This is a genomic window from Cyanobacteria bacterium FACHB-DQ100 (assembly GCA_014695195.1).
Lineage (GTDB): Bacteria > Cyanobacteriota > Cyanobacteriia > Leptolyngbyales > Leptolyngbyaceae > Leptolyngbya.
Genome location: JACJNW010000039.1, coordinates 41,967 through 57,787, shown reverse-complemented (window position 1 = coordinate 57,787; position 15,821 = coordinate 41,967). Strand labels below are relative to the sequence as shown.

General features: G+C 47.8%; 19 protein-coding genes. 10 read left to right on the top strand and 9 right to left on the bottom strand.

The window, feature by feature from the left end; translation table 11 throughout:
• The first annotated feature begins 103 nt into the window (after positions 1–103).
• The 3 genes from rseP to rpsN all read left to right on the top strand — a co-directional run bounded on the left by rseP (position 104) and on the right by rpsN (position 2,256).
• Positions 104–1,192, top strand: a complete 1,089-nt coding sequence (rseP, locus tag H6F51_22310) for an RIP metalloprotease RseP (GenBank protein ID MBD1825205.1) — start codon at positions 104–106, stop codon at positions 1,190–1,192.
• Positions 1,189–1,890, top strand: coding sequence for an endonuclease III (gene nth, locus H6F51_22305; GenBank protein MBD1825204.1), 702 nt, complete (start codon positions 1,189–1,191; stop codon positions 1,888–1,890). The genes rseP and nth overlap by 4 nt, the downstream gene beginning before the upstream one ends.
• 63 nt (positions 1,891–1,953) lie before the next feature.
• Complete coding sequence (gene rpsN, locus H6F51_22300) at positions 1,954–2,256, top strand: 30S ribosomal protein S14 (GenBank protein ID MBD1825203.1); 303 nt, start codon at positions 1,954–1,956, stop codon at positions 2,254–2,256.
• A 59-nt stretch (positions 2,257–2,315) separates the two neighbouring features.
• Here rpsN and H6F51_22295 read toward each other — a convergent pair whose 3' ends face one another.
• Positions 2,316–2,645: a hypothetical protein gene (locus H6F51_22295; GenBank protein MBD1825202.1), complete on the bottom strand. Its 330-nt coding sequence runs from the start codon at positions 2,643–2,645 to the stop codon at positions 2,316–2,318.
• Between the two features lie 77 nt (positions 2,646–2,722).
• Between H6F51_22295 and H6F51_22290 the strand changes: the two genes are divergently transcribed.
• Together H6F51_22290 and H6F51_22285 are read left to right on the top strand one after the other, a co-directional pair.
• Entirely contained in the window at positions 2,723–3,301 is a 579-nt protein-coding gene (locus H6F51_22290) for a leucyl/phenylalanyl-tRNA--protein transferase (GenBank protein ID MBD1825201.1), read from the top strand.
• Between the two features lie 147 nt (positions 3,302–3,448).
• A complete protein-coding gene (locus tag H6F51_22285) occupies positions 3,449–4,804 on the top strand; it encodes a serine hydrolase (protein MBD1825200.1) in 1,356 nt (451 codons plus the stop codon).
• Between the two features lie 12 nt (positions 4,805–4,816).
• Here H6F51_22285 and H6F51_22280 read toward each other — a convergent pair whose 3' ends face one another.
• From H6F51_22280 to H6F51_22265, 4 genes are all read right to left on the bottom strand, one after another.
• Positions 4,817–5,359: a Uma2 family endonuclease gene (locus tag H6F51_22280; protein ID MBD1825199.1), complete on the bottom strand. Its 543-nt coding sequence runs from the start codon at positions 5,357–5,359 to the stop codon at positions 4,817–4,819.
• A gap of 20 nt (positions 5,360–5,379) precedes the next feature.
• Positions 5,380–6,189, bottom strand: a complete 810-nt coding sequence (locus H6F51_22275) for a DUF3598 family protein (GenBank protein MBD1825198.1) — start codon at positions 6,187–6,189, stop codon at positions 5,380–5,382.
• A 158-nt stretch (positions 6,190–6,347) separates the two neighbouring features.
• A complete protein-coding gene (locus tag H6F51_22270; protein MBD1825197.1) occupies positions 6,348–6,539 on the bottom strand; it encodes a hypothetical protein in 192 nt (63 codons plus the stop codon).
• A gap of 83 nt (positions 6,540–6,622) precedes the next feature.
• Entirely contained in the window at positions 6,623–6,910 is a 288-nt protein-coding gene (locus H6F51_22265) for a hypothetical protein (GenBank protein ID MBD1825196.1), read from the bottom strand.
• A 250-nt stretch (positions 6,911–7,160) separates the two neighbouring features.
• Between H6F51_22265 and H6F51_22260 the strand changes: the two genes are divergently transcribed.
• Positions 7,161–8,645 carry a hypothetical protein gene (locus H6F51_22260; GenBank protein MBD1825195.1) on the top strand — a complete coding sequence of 495 codons (1,485 nt, stop codon included), beginning with the start codon at positions 7,161–7,163 and terminating at the stop codon, positions 8,643–8,645.
• Here the strand turns inward: H6F51_22260 and H6F51_22255 are convergent.
• The 3 genes from H6F51_22255 to H6F51_22245 form a co-directional block, all read right to left on the bottom strand.
• On the bottom strand, positions 8,626–8,814 hold the full coding sequence (locus H6F51_22255) for a hypothetical protein (protein MBD1825194.1): 189 nt from the start codon (positions 8,812–8,814) through the stop codon (positions 8,626–8,628). The genes H6F51_22260 and H6F51_22255 overlap by 20 nt on opposite strands.
• A 106-nt stretch (positions 8,815–8,920) precedes the next feature.
• A complete protein-coding gene (locus H6F51_22250; GenBank protein ID MBD1825193.1) occupies positions 8,921–9,715 on the bottom strand; it encodes a PD-(D/E)XK nuclease family protein in 795 nt (264 codons plus the stop codon).
• 122 nt (positions 9,716–9,837) lie between these two features.
• Positions 9,838–10,062, bottom strand: a complete 225-nt coding sequence (locus H6F51_22245) for a DUF2811 domain-containing protein (GenBank protein MBD1825192.1) — start codon at positions 10,060–10,062, stop codon at positions 9,838–9,840.
• Between the two features lie 672 nt (positions 10,063–10,734).
• On the opposite strand from H6F51_22245, the gene H6F51_22240 reads away from it, so the two are divergent.
• Positions 10,735–11,484: a DUF475 domain-containing protein gene (locus H6F51_22240; GenBank protein MBD1825191.1), complete on the top strand. Its 750-nt coding sequence runs from the start codon at positions 10,735–10,737 to the stop codon at positions 11,482–11,484.
• A 67-nt stretch (positions 11,485–11,551) separates the two neighbouring features.
• On the opposite strand, the gene ndk is transcribed toward H6F51_22240, so the two are convergent.
• The gene (ndk, locus tag H6F51_22235; protein ID MBD1825190.1) at positions 11,552–12,001 is read right to left on the bottom strand and encodes a nucleoside-diphosphate kinase; all 450 of its coding nucleotides are present in this window, start codon (positions 11,999–12,001) and stop codon (positions 11,552–11,554) included.
• Between the two features lie 143 nt (positions 12,002–12,144).
• Here ndk and speA point away from each other — a divergent pair, with 143 nt between their 5' ends.
• From speA to H6F51_22220, 3 genes are read left to right on the top strand one after another with little or no spacing between them, the layout of a single operon-like run.
• Positions 12,145–14,172, top strand: coding sequence for a biosynthetic arginine decarboxylase (gene speA, locus H6F51_22230; GenBank protein ID MBD1825189.1), 2,028 nt, complete (start codon positions 12,145–12,147; stop codon positions 14,170–14,172).
• A complete protein-coding gene (locus H6F51_22225; GenBank protein MBD1825188.1) occupies positions 14,172–14,789 on the top strand; it encodes a histidine phosphatase family protein in 618 nt (205 codons plus the stop codon). The genes speA and H6F51_22225 overlap by 1 nt, the downstream gene beginning before the upstream one ends.
• Before the next feature lie 41 nt (positions 14,790–14,830).
• Positions 14,831–15,745, top strand: coding sequence for a TIGR01777 family protein (locus H6F51_22220; protein ID MBD1825187.1), 915 nt, complete (start codon positions 14,831–14,833; stop codon positions 15,743–15,745).
• The last annotated feature ends 76 nt before the right edge of the window (positions 15,746–15,821 follow it).

The window sequence follows — 15,821 nt, the reverse complement described above, 5'->3', positions numbered from 1 at the left end:
ACTACTCCTTTCTACCGATTTGTGCCGTGAAGATTCGTAACGGCAAGACGAAACCTCTAGAATAAGAAAAACGTTCTTCATCGAGCCTTAACTTTTACTGCTTATGTCTGTTCTGGCGGTTATTCTTCTTCTGGCAGTTCTGATCTTTGTACATGAACTCGGTCATTTCCTGGCGGCAAGGCTTCAGGGAATTTATGCAAATCGCTTTTCGATCGGCTTTGGCCCGATCTTACTGAGATATCAGGGTGAACAAACCGAATACGCCCTTCGCGCCCTGCCGCTTGGGGGTTTTGTTGGATTCCCTGACGATGACCCAGAAAGTACGATTCCGCCAGATGACCCAAATTTGTTAAAAAATCGTCCGGTACTCGATCGCGCGATCGTCATCAGCGCTGGCGTAATCGCGAATCTGATCTTTGCTTACTTTATCTTGGTCGGACAAATGGCATTCGTCGGACTGCCCACAATTGAGTACAATCCCGGTGTGATTGTGCCAGAAGCGATCGCGGAAGGTGTCGCTGCTCAATCAGGCATCCAAAACGGAGATGTTGTCGTTGGGATTAACGGCAAATCACTCGGTGCATCTGATGCTGCGATGAATACGCTCAGACAAACGATCGAGACGAGCCCCGGAAAACCGTTGCAATTGTCGATCGAGCGCAAAGGGCAGCCTGTAACGGTCAATGTCACGCCGCAAGACGACAACGGCAAAGGCAAGATCGGAGTCAAATTGCAGCCGCACTTTAAGACTCAACCCAATGGAAAAATCGTTTACTACAAACGTGCCAGTAACCCGATCGCAGTGTTCACAATGGCGGCAAACGAGTTTCAGCGAATTGTAGTGTTAACGGTGCAAGGCTTTGGACAACTGATTAGCAATTTTGGTAACACTGCAAATCAAGTGGCTGGCCCAGTTGCGATCGTGGCAACAGGCGCAAGAATTGCTAAAACTGACTTTGCTAGCTTGTTCAACTTCACAGCATTAATCAGCATCAACTTAGCGATTATCAACATCCTGCCGCTTCCCGCACTTGATGGCGGACAGCTTGCATTCCTGTTGGTAGAAGGTCTTCGCGGTAAACCTGTTCCGTCTGGCATTCAGGACGGCGTGATGCAGACCGGATTAATGCTATTACTGGGATTAGGCGTTTTTCTGATCATCCGTGACACGGTGAATCTCATTCCACAGTGACGACAACTAGACGACTTTCTGCAACCAAACAACGTGCATTAGAGATCTTGGTGCGACTGAAAAAGCTTTATCCAGAAGCTCCTTGCACGTTGGATTATGACACTCCAGTTCAATTAATGGTAGCAACGATCCTGGCGGCTCAATGCACCGATGAACGAGTTAATACCGTCACGCCTGCCTTGTTTCGCCGCTTTCCTGATGCGGCGGCTTTGGCAGGCGCTGATCTTTCTGAGCTTGAAGAATTAGTACGATCGACCGGCTTCTACCGCAACAAAGCCAAAAATATTCAGGCAGCTTGTCGCATCATCATGGAAAAGTATGGCGGGGAAGTGCCGCGATCGATGGAAGACCTCACCAGTCTCCCCGGTGTTGCCCGTAAAACTGCAAATGTCGTTTCGGCTCATGCGTTTGGCGTGAACTTGGGGGTTACAGTCGATACGCACGTCAAGCGATTATCGTATCGATTAGGTTTAACCAAGAACACCGAGCCTGTGAAGGTTGAGCGGGATTTGATGAAGCTCTTACCGCAACCGGACTGGGAAAACTGGTCGATTCGGTTGGTGTATCACGGTCGGGCTGTATGTAATGCTCGGAATCCGCAGTGCGATCGTTGTGCTCTCGCTGATCTTTGCCCGTCCGCCCCTCTCGCCGCTCTGCCAGCAAAGAAAAGCCTGAAGGAATCTCGCACAACCTCGTAGAAAGCTGCAATTTTTGAGTAGAATCAAAAATAGTGTCTTTTATCAGAAGGTCAAACATCATTCATGGCTAAGAAAAGCATGATTGAGCGTGAGAGAAAGCGCGAACGCACCGTCGAGAAGTACGCAGAAAAGCGTGCGGCTCTGAAGGAACAGTTTGCGGCTGCCACGACTCAAACCGAAAAGCTAGAAATTCATCGCAAAATTCAACAGCTCCCACGCAATAGCGCAAGAGTCCGGGTGAGAAATCGCTGCTGGGCAACCGGTCGTCCGAGAGGTTTCTATCGCGATTTCGGGCTGTCACGGCACTGTATTCGGGAAATGGCACACGCCGGATTACTGCCTGGCGTAGTGAAATCAAGCTGGTAAGAAAATTTTGGATTTTGGATCAGTGCATCTGAAATCCAAAATTTCACTTCTCCAGAATTTCACTGCCCACAACAGCGATCGACCCCTAAGCTGTCCATGAGTAAATCGCTCACAGCATTGGCGATCGCAAATTCTCCATAAAAACTGTCAGAAAAGTCGAACGATTGCATCTCTGCGATAATCGCAATTACTAGCGACCCCAAATCGTTTTCGTCTTCCATGCGGTGGCGCTTGTAGATTTGGGCAGCCCGTTCTGCGATTCTTCGGTTGGCGGGTTCTGGGAGAAATTCCTCATCGAGCCACCGCAGCAATTTTTGTTCAAGCCAAACCGCTTCTTGCTCCGGATGCTTCGCGGGCGGTAACGTAATCGGTGGGATGGGTTCAATCATGCTACTTTCCCCCAAACAAGGCTATTCAAACTATATCGTTTCAGTATCCCTGTTACAACGCCTTTCGGAGCTAGGTTATGCGAATTGATGTGCCTTCGATTCTTGAAGGTTACGCTCAAGGTTATTTCTTGATGTCGAATGAGTCAGGTAAAGATTTAGCCTGGTATACCAGTCGTGAACGAACTTTGATTCCTCTAGATGAGCGGTTTCAATATCCCAAATCGCTACGACGGGTATTGAATCAAAATCGATTTACCGTGGCAATTAATCAAGCGTTTGAGGCGGTAGTCGAGGGTTGTGCCGATCGTGAATCAACCTGGATCTCAGATGACCTCAAGGAAATTTACTGGACGTTGCATCAAGCAGGCTGGGCGCATAGTTTTGAAACCTGGCAAGGCGATCAGCTTGCGGGTGGCATTCTGGGATTGTCGCTGCGGGGAGCGTTTATTGGGGAATCGATGTTCTTTCGAATCCCGGACGGCTCGAAAGTGGCGATGGTGAAGCTGGTGGAACATTTACGATCGCGCAATTTCGTTCTATTTGATGCGCAGATGATGAATCCGCACTTAGAGCGGTTTGGCGCTTATGTCATCAACAATCGCGATTATCGAGATTTGTTGCGGCAGGCATTGGAGCGAGATTGCTCGATCATATGATCAGATGATGCACGATCGCTTGAGCTAACACGCCAAAATCTTCTCTCATGTGGTCGTGGTCATGTGAATCGAATTGGTAGACGATCGATGATCAAATCTTCTGTTCCTTGGATCGCTTTAGCTCTAGCAGGTGCGGGGGTTGGACTGATGCAACTGAGATCACTCGCTCAAGCAAAACTACCTCAATCTGATTTATCCGTTGACGCAGTGCAACTCATTCTGCAACGCCGCATTGACCAGGAAAAACAAAGTCTGGGCATCGTCGTCGGACTGATTACACCTGAAGGACGCAAAATTGTTAGTCATGGACGATTGGCGCAATCAGATTCTCGCAAGCCTGATGGGAATACAGTTTTTGAAATTGGCTCGATTAGCAAGGTGTTTACGGCGCTCTTGTTAGCAGACTGCGTAGAGCGGGGAGAACTCAGGCTGAGCGATCCGATCTCAAGGTTTCTGCCCAAATCTGTTCGCGTTCCTCACCGGAACGGAAAGGAAATTACGCTAATCGATCTCGCTACACACACCTCTGGATTACCTAGACTGCCGGATAATTTCAATCCACAAGACCCCGAAAATCCTTACGCAGATTACACCGTTGAGCAACTGCATGAATTCTTATCCAGGCATCAATTAACCAGAGATATCGGAACGAAGTACGAATACTCGAATCTAGGATTTGGCTTGCTCGGACAGATCCTCAGCTTAGAGTCTGGAATGAATTACGAAACGCTTGTGACAACGCGAATTGCTCAGCCGCTAAAGATGGAAAGCACTCAGATTCAGTTATCTTCAGAGCTGCGATCGCGCCTCGCAACAGGACATACTTCAACAGGTCAGCCTACTAAAAGCTGGGATTTTCCAACCTTGGCAGGGGCAGGAGCATTACGCTCTACAACTCAGGATCTTTTAGATTTCCTGGCAGCAAATCTGGGCTTAATCGAGTCTAATCTCGTGCCTGCGATGCAGCGGACGCAGGTCGCTCAGCGTCCAACTGGAACACCTGATTTAGACATCGGCTTGGGTTGGCATATTTTCCGAAAGTACGGTAGAGAGATTGTTTGGCATAACGGTGGAACAGGGGGCTATCGCAGCTTTATTGGCTTGGATAAAAAGAAGCGATTGGGAGTCGTAGTTTTGTCAAATTCCAGTAACAGTATTGATGATATCGGACTGCATCTTCTGGAGAAGCAGTTTCCGCTAATGAAGCATGAGCCACCAAAAGAGCGAAAAGCGATCGTTGTCAATCCCAAGCTGTATGAACCTTATGTAGGACGCTATGAACTTTCTCCGAACTTTATTCTGACGATTACTAAAGAAGGCGATCGCCTCTTCGCCCAGGCGACGGGTCAGCCTATGATAGAACTTTTCCCTGAGTCAGAAACCCGCTTTTTTACCAAAGAAGTCGATGCTCAGATTACGTTCATCAAAGACCAACAAGGCCAGGTAACGCAATTAATTCTGCATCAAGCTGGACAGGATAGTGCTGCTAAGCGGCTTCGTTGATGAGTCGAGCGTTTAATCGAACTGCGGCGACCAGAGATCTTCGACTTTGGCTTCCCAACCCGGAAGAAGATCGGGGGCTGTGATTGTGTCGCCGTTGTGAAGAACGATCGGATCTTCTCCACTGCGACGAATTTCGACCCACTCTTGCTCTGGATTGATTAGAATACCGACTCTGGTTCCCAGCTCAAGAAATTCATCAATTTTGGTTCTGAGCTTGGTAATGCTGTCGCTGGGTGATTTAACTTCAACCACCAAATCGGGAGCAAGTTCGGCAAAGCTTCGGGGACTGCGGCGTAATCGTTCTGCTTGCACAAAGGAAACATCAGGCGCACGAGTATCAGAGTTCGGTAAGACGAAACCAGCGCTAGAAGCAGTCACTCTACCCATTTTTCTGGGTCTAACCCAGTTTCCTAACTGTCGAATCATTTCTGCTGTGACTTCATCTGATTCATACCCCGATGGACTCATGACAATAATCTCTCCATTCACTAGCTCCATTCGATAGTCTGGACACTGCGTTTGGAGTATTTCTAAATCCTTAACTGTAAGTGCCATAAAGTGGTTGGATTGTTGGATTATGAGTCAATTTTATGCTCTGTCACTAATGTAAGGCTAACCCATTCACCTTTATCGCTATAGCTGCGGATTAAGCGCTGTCTTAGATTTGGTTGTAGAAGCCAGCCGACTTCAAGCACGAAAGGCTGACGAGGTTGAATTTCTAACGGACAGTTGGATGAAGCTCCATTCGGAAGCAGCAAAATTTGAACACCTCGATCGAATCTCAATCGCGATCCTTCAATTTGAGCACTGGTGACGATCGTGCGTCCGAAGTTCAGTTCTTGATGTAGACGTTCACCTTCGCGCCAAATTTTCAAAGCAGTGGTGTACGAATCGGGCGATCGCCAATCTGGATAAATGGTCGTCGCTGCTCCCTTCCATTCCCCGATCAAATCTTCAACTTGAAGGGGTGGACGCTCTAGTGTTTCTGAACCGGATAATTTTTCTCGAATTAAGGTGAGTCCGGTGAGCTTACCTTGTTTGTCGAATAGTTGAACGAGGCGGAGGCGGCGATCGTCATGAATTAATCCCAACTCCGCACCAAACTCTGAGAACGGCGCAAACTGAATCGTACCTTGAGAAAATGCGCCGTTGTCGAACAGCAGAATATTGCGACCGAGTGAACTGTACTCTAGAACTTTCTCGCTGATGGGCTGATTTGCTGGAGCGAGACGAACAATCTGACGCATGGTTTGATTGTGATTGAGTCCGGCAAAAGACACGATCGAAGGGGTATCTTCTAAAACTTCCCCAGCGGGTGAAAGCCGTGTAAACGAACCTTCCCAGGTGCCTAAATTCTCCAGCAAACAATCCCATTGAGATTTCATAGCGGTGCAAATTCGAGTTGGATTGAAGGTTCGATCGTCTCACAAACTGCTTGATTCTGCGACAAATCAGTGCGGACGCTAACTTGAGCAACGGGATCACCTTCGATCGCAATGGCGCTGGTTTGCCATGCGATTGCCCAAGCCGTATCTTCGGAGTGCTACCGATAGCGGAAATTCTGTATTACGCGAGGTATAGACTGAAACAATCTTTTCAGCGTTGAGCGTGTACCGAGATAGCCATTGCCGATCGTAAAAACTGTTTCTTGAGCGTGAAGCCTCGCTGGATTAAATTCTGCTTCGAGAATGCTCCATGCAGCGGCATCAGTTGTAACGTGATCGAACTCAAACATCGAAATGTTTAAACAAAATATGCAAACGAAAAAGCGCGATCGTATGAAATGATCGCGCTTTCTAGCCAACGATTCAGGCTTGTTTAATACTCTAAAAATAGGGTATTCAGAGCAGAGTCAGAAGCTGAAATTTTTGTGACAGAAGTTAGCTTAGGAGTCGATGCCCTTTGCATCTCAGAAACCTGGCTTTCGAGAAATGATAATCGCTTTTGAATGCGATGGCGGCGCTGTTCGATCGAGTCAAGTTCGGTTTGAAGACGCTTCTTCTCGATCGCGAGTTTGTACAGATTCAGGTAGGCTGTTGCTTCCGTTTGGGGACGGGGCATCGTGCTAATTTTGGGGCGCGAGTCAGTCAAAGGGTTAGGACGCATGAGAACACCTATAGATTAAGAAGCATACTTACGCCATCGATTGCAGCAGGCAGCGTTGCGGACTGCCCACAGCATTAGAGAGGTCGTAAGTTTGATATCGCTAGAGTGCCTCAATTTTTTTATCTGATAACAGGTAAAGTTTATCTTTTTTTCATATTTGGATTGTCGCGCTTTTACGATCGAATCATGCTATTTTAGTACACAAATACTATGATTAGTCAAGAGTTAGATCTTGGCTGAATGATTTGTGATGCAAACACCGTTGTCTGTTGATACGATTTTGGGCGACCGCTACTGCGTCTTAAAGATTCTGCATCAAAGTGCAGCAGGATGGGTCTATCTAGCGATCGACCAAACGACAAAAGGGGTTTGTGTCTTAGAAGAAATCTCTGCAATTGATCCAAGCGCGTTACCGTTTTTGCAAGAACAATATGAGGAATTGCTGCCAGCTTTAAAGCTTCGTCAGGTGGCGCACTATCAAGCCGCGATCGTGGATTTTGATCGGTTTTACTTAGTTCGTGATTATACGGAGGGTCATTCCTATCGTGAGTTATTCGAGCAAAAACGAATCTTCTCAGAAAAGGAAGTGACGCAGTTTTTCAAGCAAATTCTAGCAATTCTGCGATCGCTGCAACGACGAGAGATTGCACACCAAAATCTTTCTCTCAATTCGATTATTCAGCGTTTAGATGGCTCATTAATGCTAGCCGAGTTCACGCAAGCGAGCTTTGTAGAGCGGGAATTTGATGCAGATTTATACCTGTTAGCTGTTTTATCGATCGTGCTGCTGACAGGATGCGAACCGAAAGAACTCTACGACGAAACAACACAATCCTGGAAATGGCGCGATCGCGCTGATGTTCAGTCTCGATTAGCGCAAGTCCTTGATCGAATGCTTTCTCCCAATCCGCAAAGCCGTTATTCCTCGGCTGCAAAAGTCATGCAAGCTTTATCGGCATCATATCAACCGGATTTTGCTGCGATCGTCTTTACATTCGTGCTGATCGGACTGGCTGCAATCTCAGCTTATCGACTGATCAACTATCTACCAAATTTACAGACATCACCTCCGATCGCACTGGATACTACAGCATCACCAACCGCAACCGCCAAAGAAACGGTTCAGCAACGATCGAAACGATTAGGACTTCGAGATAATCTGCTTCAGCAAATTGTTGATGACTCAAAGGGAGTTCAAACACCAGAGAAGCTTCTAGAGCATCTAGAAACATTAAGCCAAGAAGCTCGTAGCGACATTGGAACCTACAAACGTGTTAACTACAATGCTTGGCTATCGAGCAATAAAGAGATCAGCGAACGAGCAATCGAACTGCTCACCGATGCTCAATTTGTCTCGTACTTCCCAGAACAGGAAGGAAAAGTTCTCAATCCCAGAACCTTTGGTCAAATCTGGTATGCGATCGCCCGCGACCAAATCACCAAAAGCAAATTTGAAACGCTCCCTGCTCGTGCAAGTGGAACACTTAAGAATGGAATCGGAAAAGTTTACCGATCGCAATTCAAACAAGGTCAAACATTGAAGCTCAACCTAAAAGCAGAGTCGGTCAGCGTTTGGATCATTACTGACAATGCAACGCTGCTGAAAAGCTTTGATCAATTAACCTGGACGGGAAAGGTCACTCGATCAGGCATCTATGAGATCGTGATTGTTCCCAATACAGCTAAAACGACTCAATATGAACTATCGATCGACTCTAGCTCGACTTCCAGGTAGGGGAATAGACAATCTCTTGAGTGACTTGGCGCGGTTTTTGAATGGTTCGACGATCGCGAGCAGAATAACAAACCGCACCGTAACCACTGAAGGTTTGGTAATCCCGATAAATTGAAACGAGAAACGGAGCGCTAGAAGACTTTCTAGCGTAAGCAATAAAACGATTCATACTGCACACCCACCCAAGGCATTGAACAATATTGAACAATGCTGAAAACAACGTCCGTTCGATGAGTCCTCCGCTCAAAACGAAGCCAAGAACCAATATCAAAACTCTACAATCCCAGTGCAAGCTGTAACTCAGGAGTTGCACTAACCGTTGTAGGCAACGGAGCCGGGTTAACATTCACCGCAGAACAATACCGGAAATATGCACAACGATCGCATTGCTTCCCTGGTATTGGCTCCCATGTTTCATCATGGCGCAACCGTACCGCCAAATCTGAAATCACCGCTTGCACTTGCTTTTTATGTCTGCGAGTGGCTCGATACCGAACCTTCTCGCCCGTTCGCAAAAACAGCAAGGTGAGATACTTCAAACTTTGTTGATAAGTCTGCTCCAACGCCAGGTAATACAATCCGATCTGCAAATCCATCTCATCAGACTCTGGAACCTTCAGATCGCGGCTCGACTTGTAATCGATTAGCTCTAACCCATCATTGAGATAGTCGATCCGATCGTATCTTCCCGTAATACAGAATTCGAGGCTTTCGACGCGCAAAAACGCCTGAATTCTTCCTTCAACTGCTAACGGTTGGCGTAACGACGGAGCATTCAAAATGAACTTCTCGTAATAACGCTCAAGAATCGATCGACCATCTTCAACTTGGCTCGGAGTCAAGCCGGTTGAATGCTCTTCCCAGCAGCGATGCACCCAGGCTAAATCGGGGACAGAATCGTGGTAGTGCCAGTCCCGATGAACCATTGCCAACGCTTGATGCAGTGCCGTTCCCAACGCTGCTGAACCGAAGAAATCATTGCTCGTAAGCCGCCGCTCGTACCGCAAATAGTACGCATAGGGACAGCGACTATACGCCTGAAGTTTTGTCGCAGAAATCTGATAAGGCATGATGAGGCAAACAAGGTTATGAGGAACGTACAGTTCGGAAATCGATAATGCTTGAATCGGCTCGACCGAATGCTAGAGCGTCGGACTTCTAATCCACTGCTTCTAGGTTCCAATCGAAACAGTTAAATCTGTTCAACCGGACGCTTAAAGATGGAATCGAGATAAATCCGCGCTGTCTGACGATCGGTTTGACGTTCATTTGCTGGGCGGTTTTGCAGCAGGAACAAAGACAGCGCCGCAGACATCACTCGGTCTTGATCCCAATCGGGACGGGAATCGAGAAACGACTGGAATGATTGATGTAGGGCTTCGGGAATTTCAACAAAAAGACTGATATTGCTATCCATATCCATCAAACCTCAAATAATGAATCGTCAGTAGGTGAGCTAACCCTCGAATTTCTGCAAAAATCTGCAACAGAAATCTACGCCAGTCCGGTCGCTCTTTCCAATCTCCAGGGCTGTGGAAATCTTGTATCGCGGCTCGGCTGAACGCTTTCGGTTAGTCGCTACATTCTGCGCGATCGCTGCCAGAAGATCAACATCAAGAAACGTAACAATCCGCTGCTAGATCAAAATTACTGAACGATAGAATCGGTATTTCAGCCATTTTTTCTTAATGTCGCTTCACAAATTAAGTAATTCTCAAGCAGTGAGCAGGATTGCACTCGACTTTTCCACAGTCTGCCGGAAAATGACGATCCTAGCCCGATCCCCTGTGGAAAACTTTCTATTCGATGTGGAAAAGGTGTGGAAAAGGAATCGATCACCTGTGGAGAGGCTGTGGAGAGTTTGGGGAAAACCCGCTTCTTTGTAAAGTTTTGTTAAGATTCCTGCCCTCTCCGGCCTAAGCTGTAAATCCCGCGGCTGAATTGGGTATTCTCTGTCTCCGAGCCTCCATTTTGCTCGAGAATATGAGCAAAATGGAGGCTGATACTCCGGTCGGTGGTCGCCAATCTAGACACAAGAAGGGATAATAGAATGTCTGATTACCGCTGCTCGTCCCTTTAATATTCTGGAATGATAGATCTGAATCTTCCTGCCCAACTCAATCCGCAATCCTTCCTAGTCCTAATCGTTTTAGTTGCCTTGGAATGCGTGTTGTCGGCAGATAACGCGATCGCCCTTGCTGCAATAACTCAGGGCTTGCAAGACCTAGAACTAGAGCGTCGCGCCCTGAATATTGGGCTAGTGGTTGCCTATATCTTGCGGATATCGCTGATTTTGGCAGCATCTTGGGTGATTGGGTACTGGCAATTTGAGTTAGCGGGAGCGCTCTATCTGCTGTGGCTGGCATTTCAGTATTTCACCTCTGCCGAGAAAGAAGAAGGAGCGCATCACAGCCCCCGATTTTCTTCGCTGTGGCAAGCGATCCCGTTAATTGCTTTTACGGATTTGGCGTTTTCGCTGGATAGTGTGACGACCGCGATCGCGGTTTCTCAAGAAACCTGGCTGATCTTGCTCGGCGGCACGATCGGGATCGTAGTGCTGCGGTTTATGGCAGGTTTATTTATCAATTGGCTAGAAGAATTCACGCACCTCGAAGATGCAGGTTACGTTACTGTTTCATTTGTGGGAATTCGATTGCTGTTGCGGGTGCTGAACGATCAGCTTGTGCCGCCAGAATGGTTGATGATTACGCTGGTTGCGATCGTGTTTGCATGGGGATTTTCTAAGCGAAATGATATCGCGGAGATTGAAGCGATCGCCGAATCCCAAAGCGAAGCCATGCCCGAAATTGAACCCATTTCGGAAAAAGATCCGGTTTAATTGCTCAAAACCCGACGGCACGCCGCCGGGTCACGATCGACAATTTGCCGCCAATTCAGGATTGCGATTATTCGTAAATCCAAGACAGCACGGTGGGCTGCCAATTCACTAATTCTTCGTCCTTAAACCAAAGCGCAATCTCGCTTTGAGCAGTTTCCGGCGCATCCGACCCGTGAATCAGATTACGTCCGATATTGGCACCAAAATCACCCCGGATTGTTCCGGGTTCAGCAGTGAGTGGATTGGTTGCGCCGATCACTTTCCGCGCTGCTGCAATCACACCATCGCCTTCCCAGACCATTGCGACGACTGGGCCAGAAGTGATGAATTCAACCAGACTGCCGAAAAACGGACGTTCCCGGTGAACGCCGTAATGGCTTTCTGCCAGTTCGCGACTGACATTCATAAATTTCAAACCGACAAGGGTAAAGCCCTTCGTTTCAAAGCGGCGAATGATTTCACCGATCAGTTTGCGCTGTACGCCATCGGGCTTGATGGCTAAAAATGTGCGTTCCAAGCTGGACTCCCAAAAATGAAGTGAAATTTACAGAACCTAGATTATCTTAGAACGGTTAATCCGGTGATATGAAAGACTTCTGTTTTCAGATGGACGCGATAGACTGGATGCTTGAAGATTCGTTGCAATGAGGAAAAACCACGATGGGAGAACGCTCCGCTACTGTCAAGCCCGAAAAACAACCACCAGATCCGGGCTTGCAAGAGGAGGATTTGAAAACTAAGAATGGTAAGTCGAACGGCAAGCAAAACGGGAAATCCTCCACTCTGCTGGCTGCGCCGAAAAAGTGGACGATCGAAGATAGCGAAGAACTTTATCGGATTCAGGGCTGGGGCGATCCGTACTTTTCAATTAATGCGGCGGGGCACGTCACCGTCTCACCGAGAGGCAATCGCGGCGGATCGCTGGATTTGTTTGACTTGGTGAATGCACTAAAGCAACGAAATCTTGGTTTGCCGCTGCTGATTCGGTTCTCGGATATTTTAGAGGATCGCGTCGAGCGGATTAATTCTGCATTTGCAAAAGCGATCGCTCGTTACAGCTATCCCGGAGTTTACAAAGGGGTCTTTCCGGTTAAGTGCAACCAACAACGGCATTTGGTCGAAGATTTGGTGCGCTTTGGTCAACCGCATCAGTTCGGGCTGGAAGCGGGATCAAAACCGGAATTGATGATCGCTCTCGCGTCGCTGAAAACTCCTGGAGCCTTGCTGATCTGCAACGGCTACAAAGATCGGGAGTACATTGAAACGGCGATGTTAGCGAGACGATTGGGACAAACGCCGATCATTGTTCTAGAGCAGATCGAAGAAGTTGGACTGGCGATCGAAGCCAGTAAAAAACTCGGCATTCAACCGATTTTAGGGGTTCGAGCAAAACTGAGCGCGAAAGGCATCGGACGCTGGGGAACTTCGGCAGGCGATCGAGCAAAATTCGGCTTAACAGTTCCCGAAATCATTGATACCGTGAACCAACTGAAAGCAGCCGATATGTTGGACTGTCTGCAATTGCTGCATTTCCACATTGGTTCTCAGATTTCAGCAATCAGTGTGCTGAAAGAAGCCATGCGTGAAGCCAGTCGCATCTATATCGAACTATGCAGACTGGGTGCGAATATGCAGTACCTCGATGTGGGCGGCGGTTTGGGCGTGGACTATGACGGATCGCAAACGAACTTTCACGCCTCGAAAAACTACAGCACTCAGAACTATGCGAATGATGTGGTTGCAGCCGTGAGAGATGCTTGTGCGCTTGCCAATCTTCCGGTTCCAACCTTAATTAGCGAAAGTGGACGAGCGATCGCATCGCATCAATCGGTGCTGGTGTTTGACATTCTGGGTACAAGTGATGTCGCGGTTGAAACGCCCGAACCTCCCCAAGAAGATGAACATCTAATCATCCAAAATCTCTATGAAACTTACACCTCGATCAACAGTGAAAACTTTCTAGAGATGTACCACGATGCAGCTCAGTTCAAAGAAGAGGCGGTGAATCTATTTGGATTTGGCTATCTCAGCTTGACCGAACGAGCCAGAGCAGAGCGATTGTATTGGTCTTGCTGCCATAAAATCATTACATTTTCGCGTCAACTTGAGTACATTCCCGATGACATCGAAGACCTTGAGAAAATTATGGCTTCGATGTATTACATGAATCTCTCGGTGTTTCAGTCGGCTCCGGACAGTTGGGCGATCGATCAACTCTTCCCAATCATGCCAATTCATAGACTCAACGAAGAACCGACAAAGCGAGCAACTCTGGCAGATTTAACCTGTGATAGTGATGGCAAGATTGATCAATTCATCGATCTACGCGACGTGAAATCAGTGTTAGAACTCCATTCGCTCAAGCCGGGTGAGCCTTACTATCTGGGAATGTTTCTTAGTGGTGCATACCAGGAAATCATGGGCAACCTACATAACTTGTTTGGGGACACCAATACGGTTCACATTCAACTCACACCTAAAGGCTATCAGATTCAGCACGTGGTTCGGGGTGACACGATCAAGGAAGTGCTGGGCTATGTGCAATACGATGTGGAAGACATGATCGAAAGCGTTCGATTGCAAACTGAACACGCGCTAGAAGACGATCGCATTACCTTACAAGAGTCACAATTGCTGCTTCAGAACTATGAGCGCAGTTTAAGCGGCTACACCTACTTGCTGTCTTAATGATGAAGTGGTTTGTTTGGCTGTTGCCATTGTTATTGATTGGATGCGGGTACGATCGTTCACTATCTCAAGCTTCTGATGAAACTGTGAATGCTCGACCTGCTCCGGTCGATCGATCAATTTGGGGACAATTGCGGCAAGTAGAAACCTTCACGGTGATTCTGATGCGTCACGCGCTGGCTCCCGGAACAGGTGACCCAGGCAACTTTCGCTTAAACGATTGTTCGACTCAGCGCAATTTGTCCCAAGAAGGTAGAAATCAAGCCAAACAAATCGGTCAAGTGTTCAGACAGCGACAAGTTCCCGTGTCGCGAGTGCTATCGAGTCAGTGGTGTCGCTGCTTGGAAACGGCTCAATTGATGAATTTAGGAAAAGTTGAGCCGTTTCCCGCGCTAAATTCTTTTTTTCGCGACAGATCTACCGAACCGCGACAAACTGAACAACTCCGCCAATTCATGATCAAAAACAAAGCTGCAAAGCAAGTCGTGATCATGGTGACGCATCAAGTCAACATTACGGCGATCACGGATGTTGTTCCCGATCAGGGTGAAGCGATCGTCGTGCAACTCGACGAGCAGAATCAGTTTAAGTCGATCGGCGAACTCGATCCGAATTAAGCGCGATCTATACTTGCAGATGGCGTTTCGTCTTGAAGATTATGAAAGTCGCGGTGACTGGGGCAACAGGATTTGTCGGATCACGGTTAGTGGAACGATTGTTAGCAGAAGGGAATTCGGTGGTTGCATTCAGCCGCGATCGAGCCAGCGCAGAACGAAAACTTCCGCGCTCCTCAAACTTAGAAATCGTTGCATACAATCCGAAACAAGCGGGAGACTGGCAAGCAAAAATCTCAGGCTGCGATGCGGTTGTGAATTTAGCCGGAGAACCGATCGCTGAAAATCGCTGGACTCCTGAGATCAAGAAATCTCTGCTAGAAAGCCGGACTTTGACGACTCAAAATGTGGTGAATGGGATTGCTCAAGCCAATCCAAAACCGTCTGTGCTCGTGAATGCGTCAGCGATCGGCTTTTACGGCACCAGTGAAACGGCGGCGTTCGATGAAGCCAGTGCCGCAGGACAAGATTTCTTAGCCGAAGTGTGTCAGGCTTGGGAAGCAGAAGCCAGCAAAGTCAAAGAAAGCGGCACCCGATTAGTAATCTTCCGAATCGGAATTGTTCTCGAAAACGGCGGCGCACTGGGTAAAATGTTAACCCCGTTTCGGATGTTTGCGGGAGGGCCGATCGGTTCAGGCAAACAGTGGTTCTCCTGGATTCATCGTGAGGATTTAGTCAATCTGATTCTCAAAGCCCTGACCGATTCCAATCTAGAAGGCACCTATAACGCAACGGCTCCGAATCCGGTGAAAATGGCAGAACTCACCGACGCGCTCGGACAAGTGATGAATCGTCCGTCTTGGTTGCCCGTTCCGGCATTTGCGTTAGAAGCATTATTGGGCGATGGCGCGATCGTCGTTCTCGAAGGACAGCAAGTTTTGCCAAAACGTACCCTGACCACCGGCTTCGAGTACGAGTATCCAACCGTAAACCAAGCCCTTGCCGCAATTCTTAAATAATCCCAGTAAACCCTAGATTTCATAAGGATTTCAGCCCCGATCCCAAAGCTAAATTTGTGCTAAAATTTATCCAATA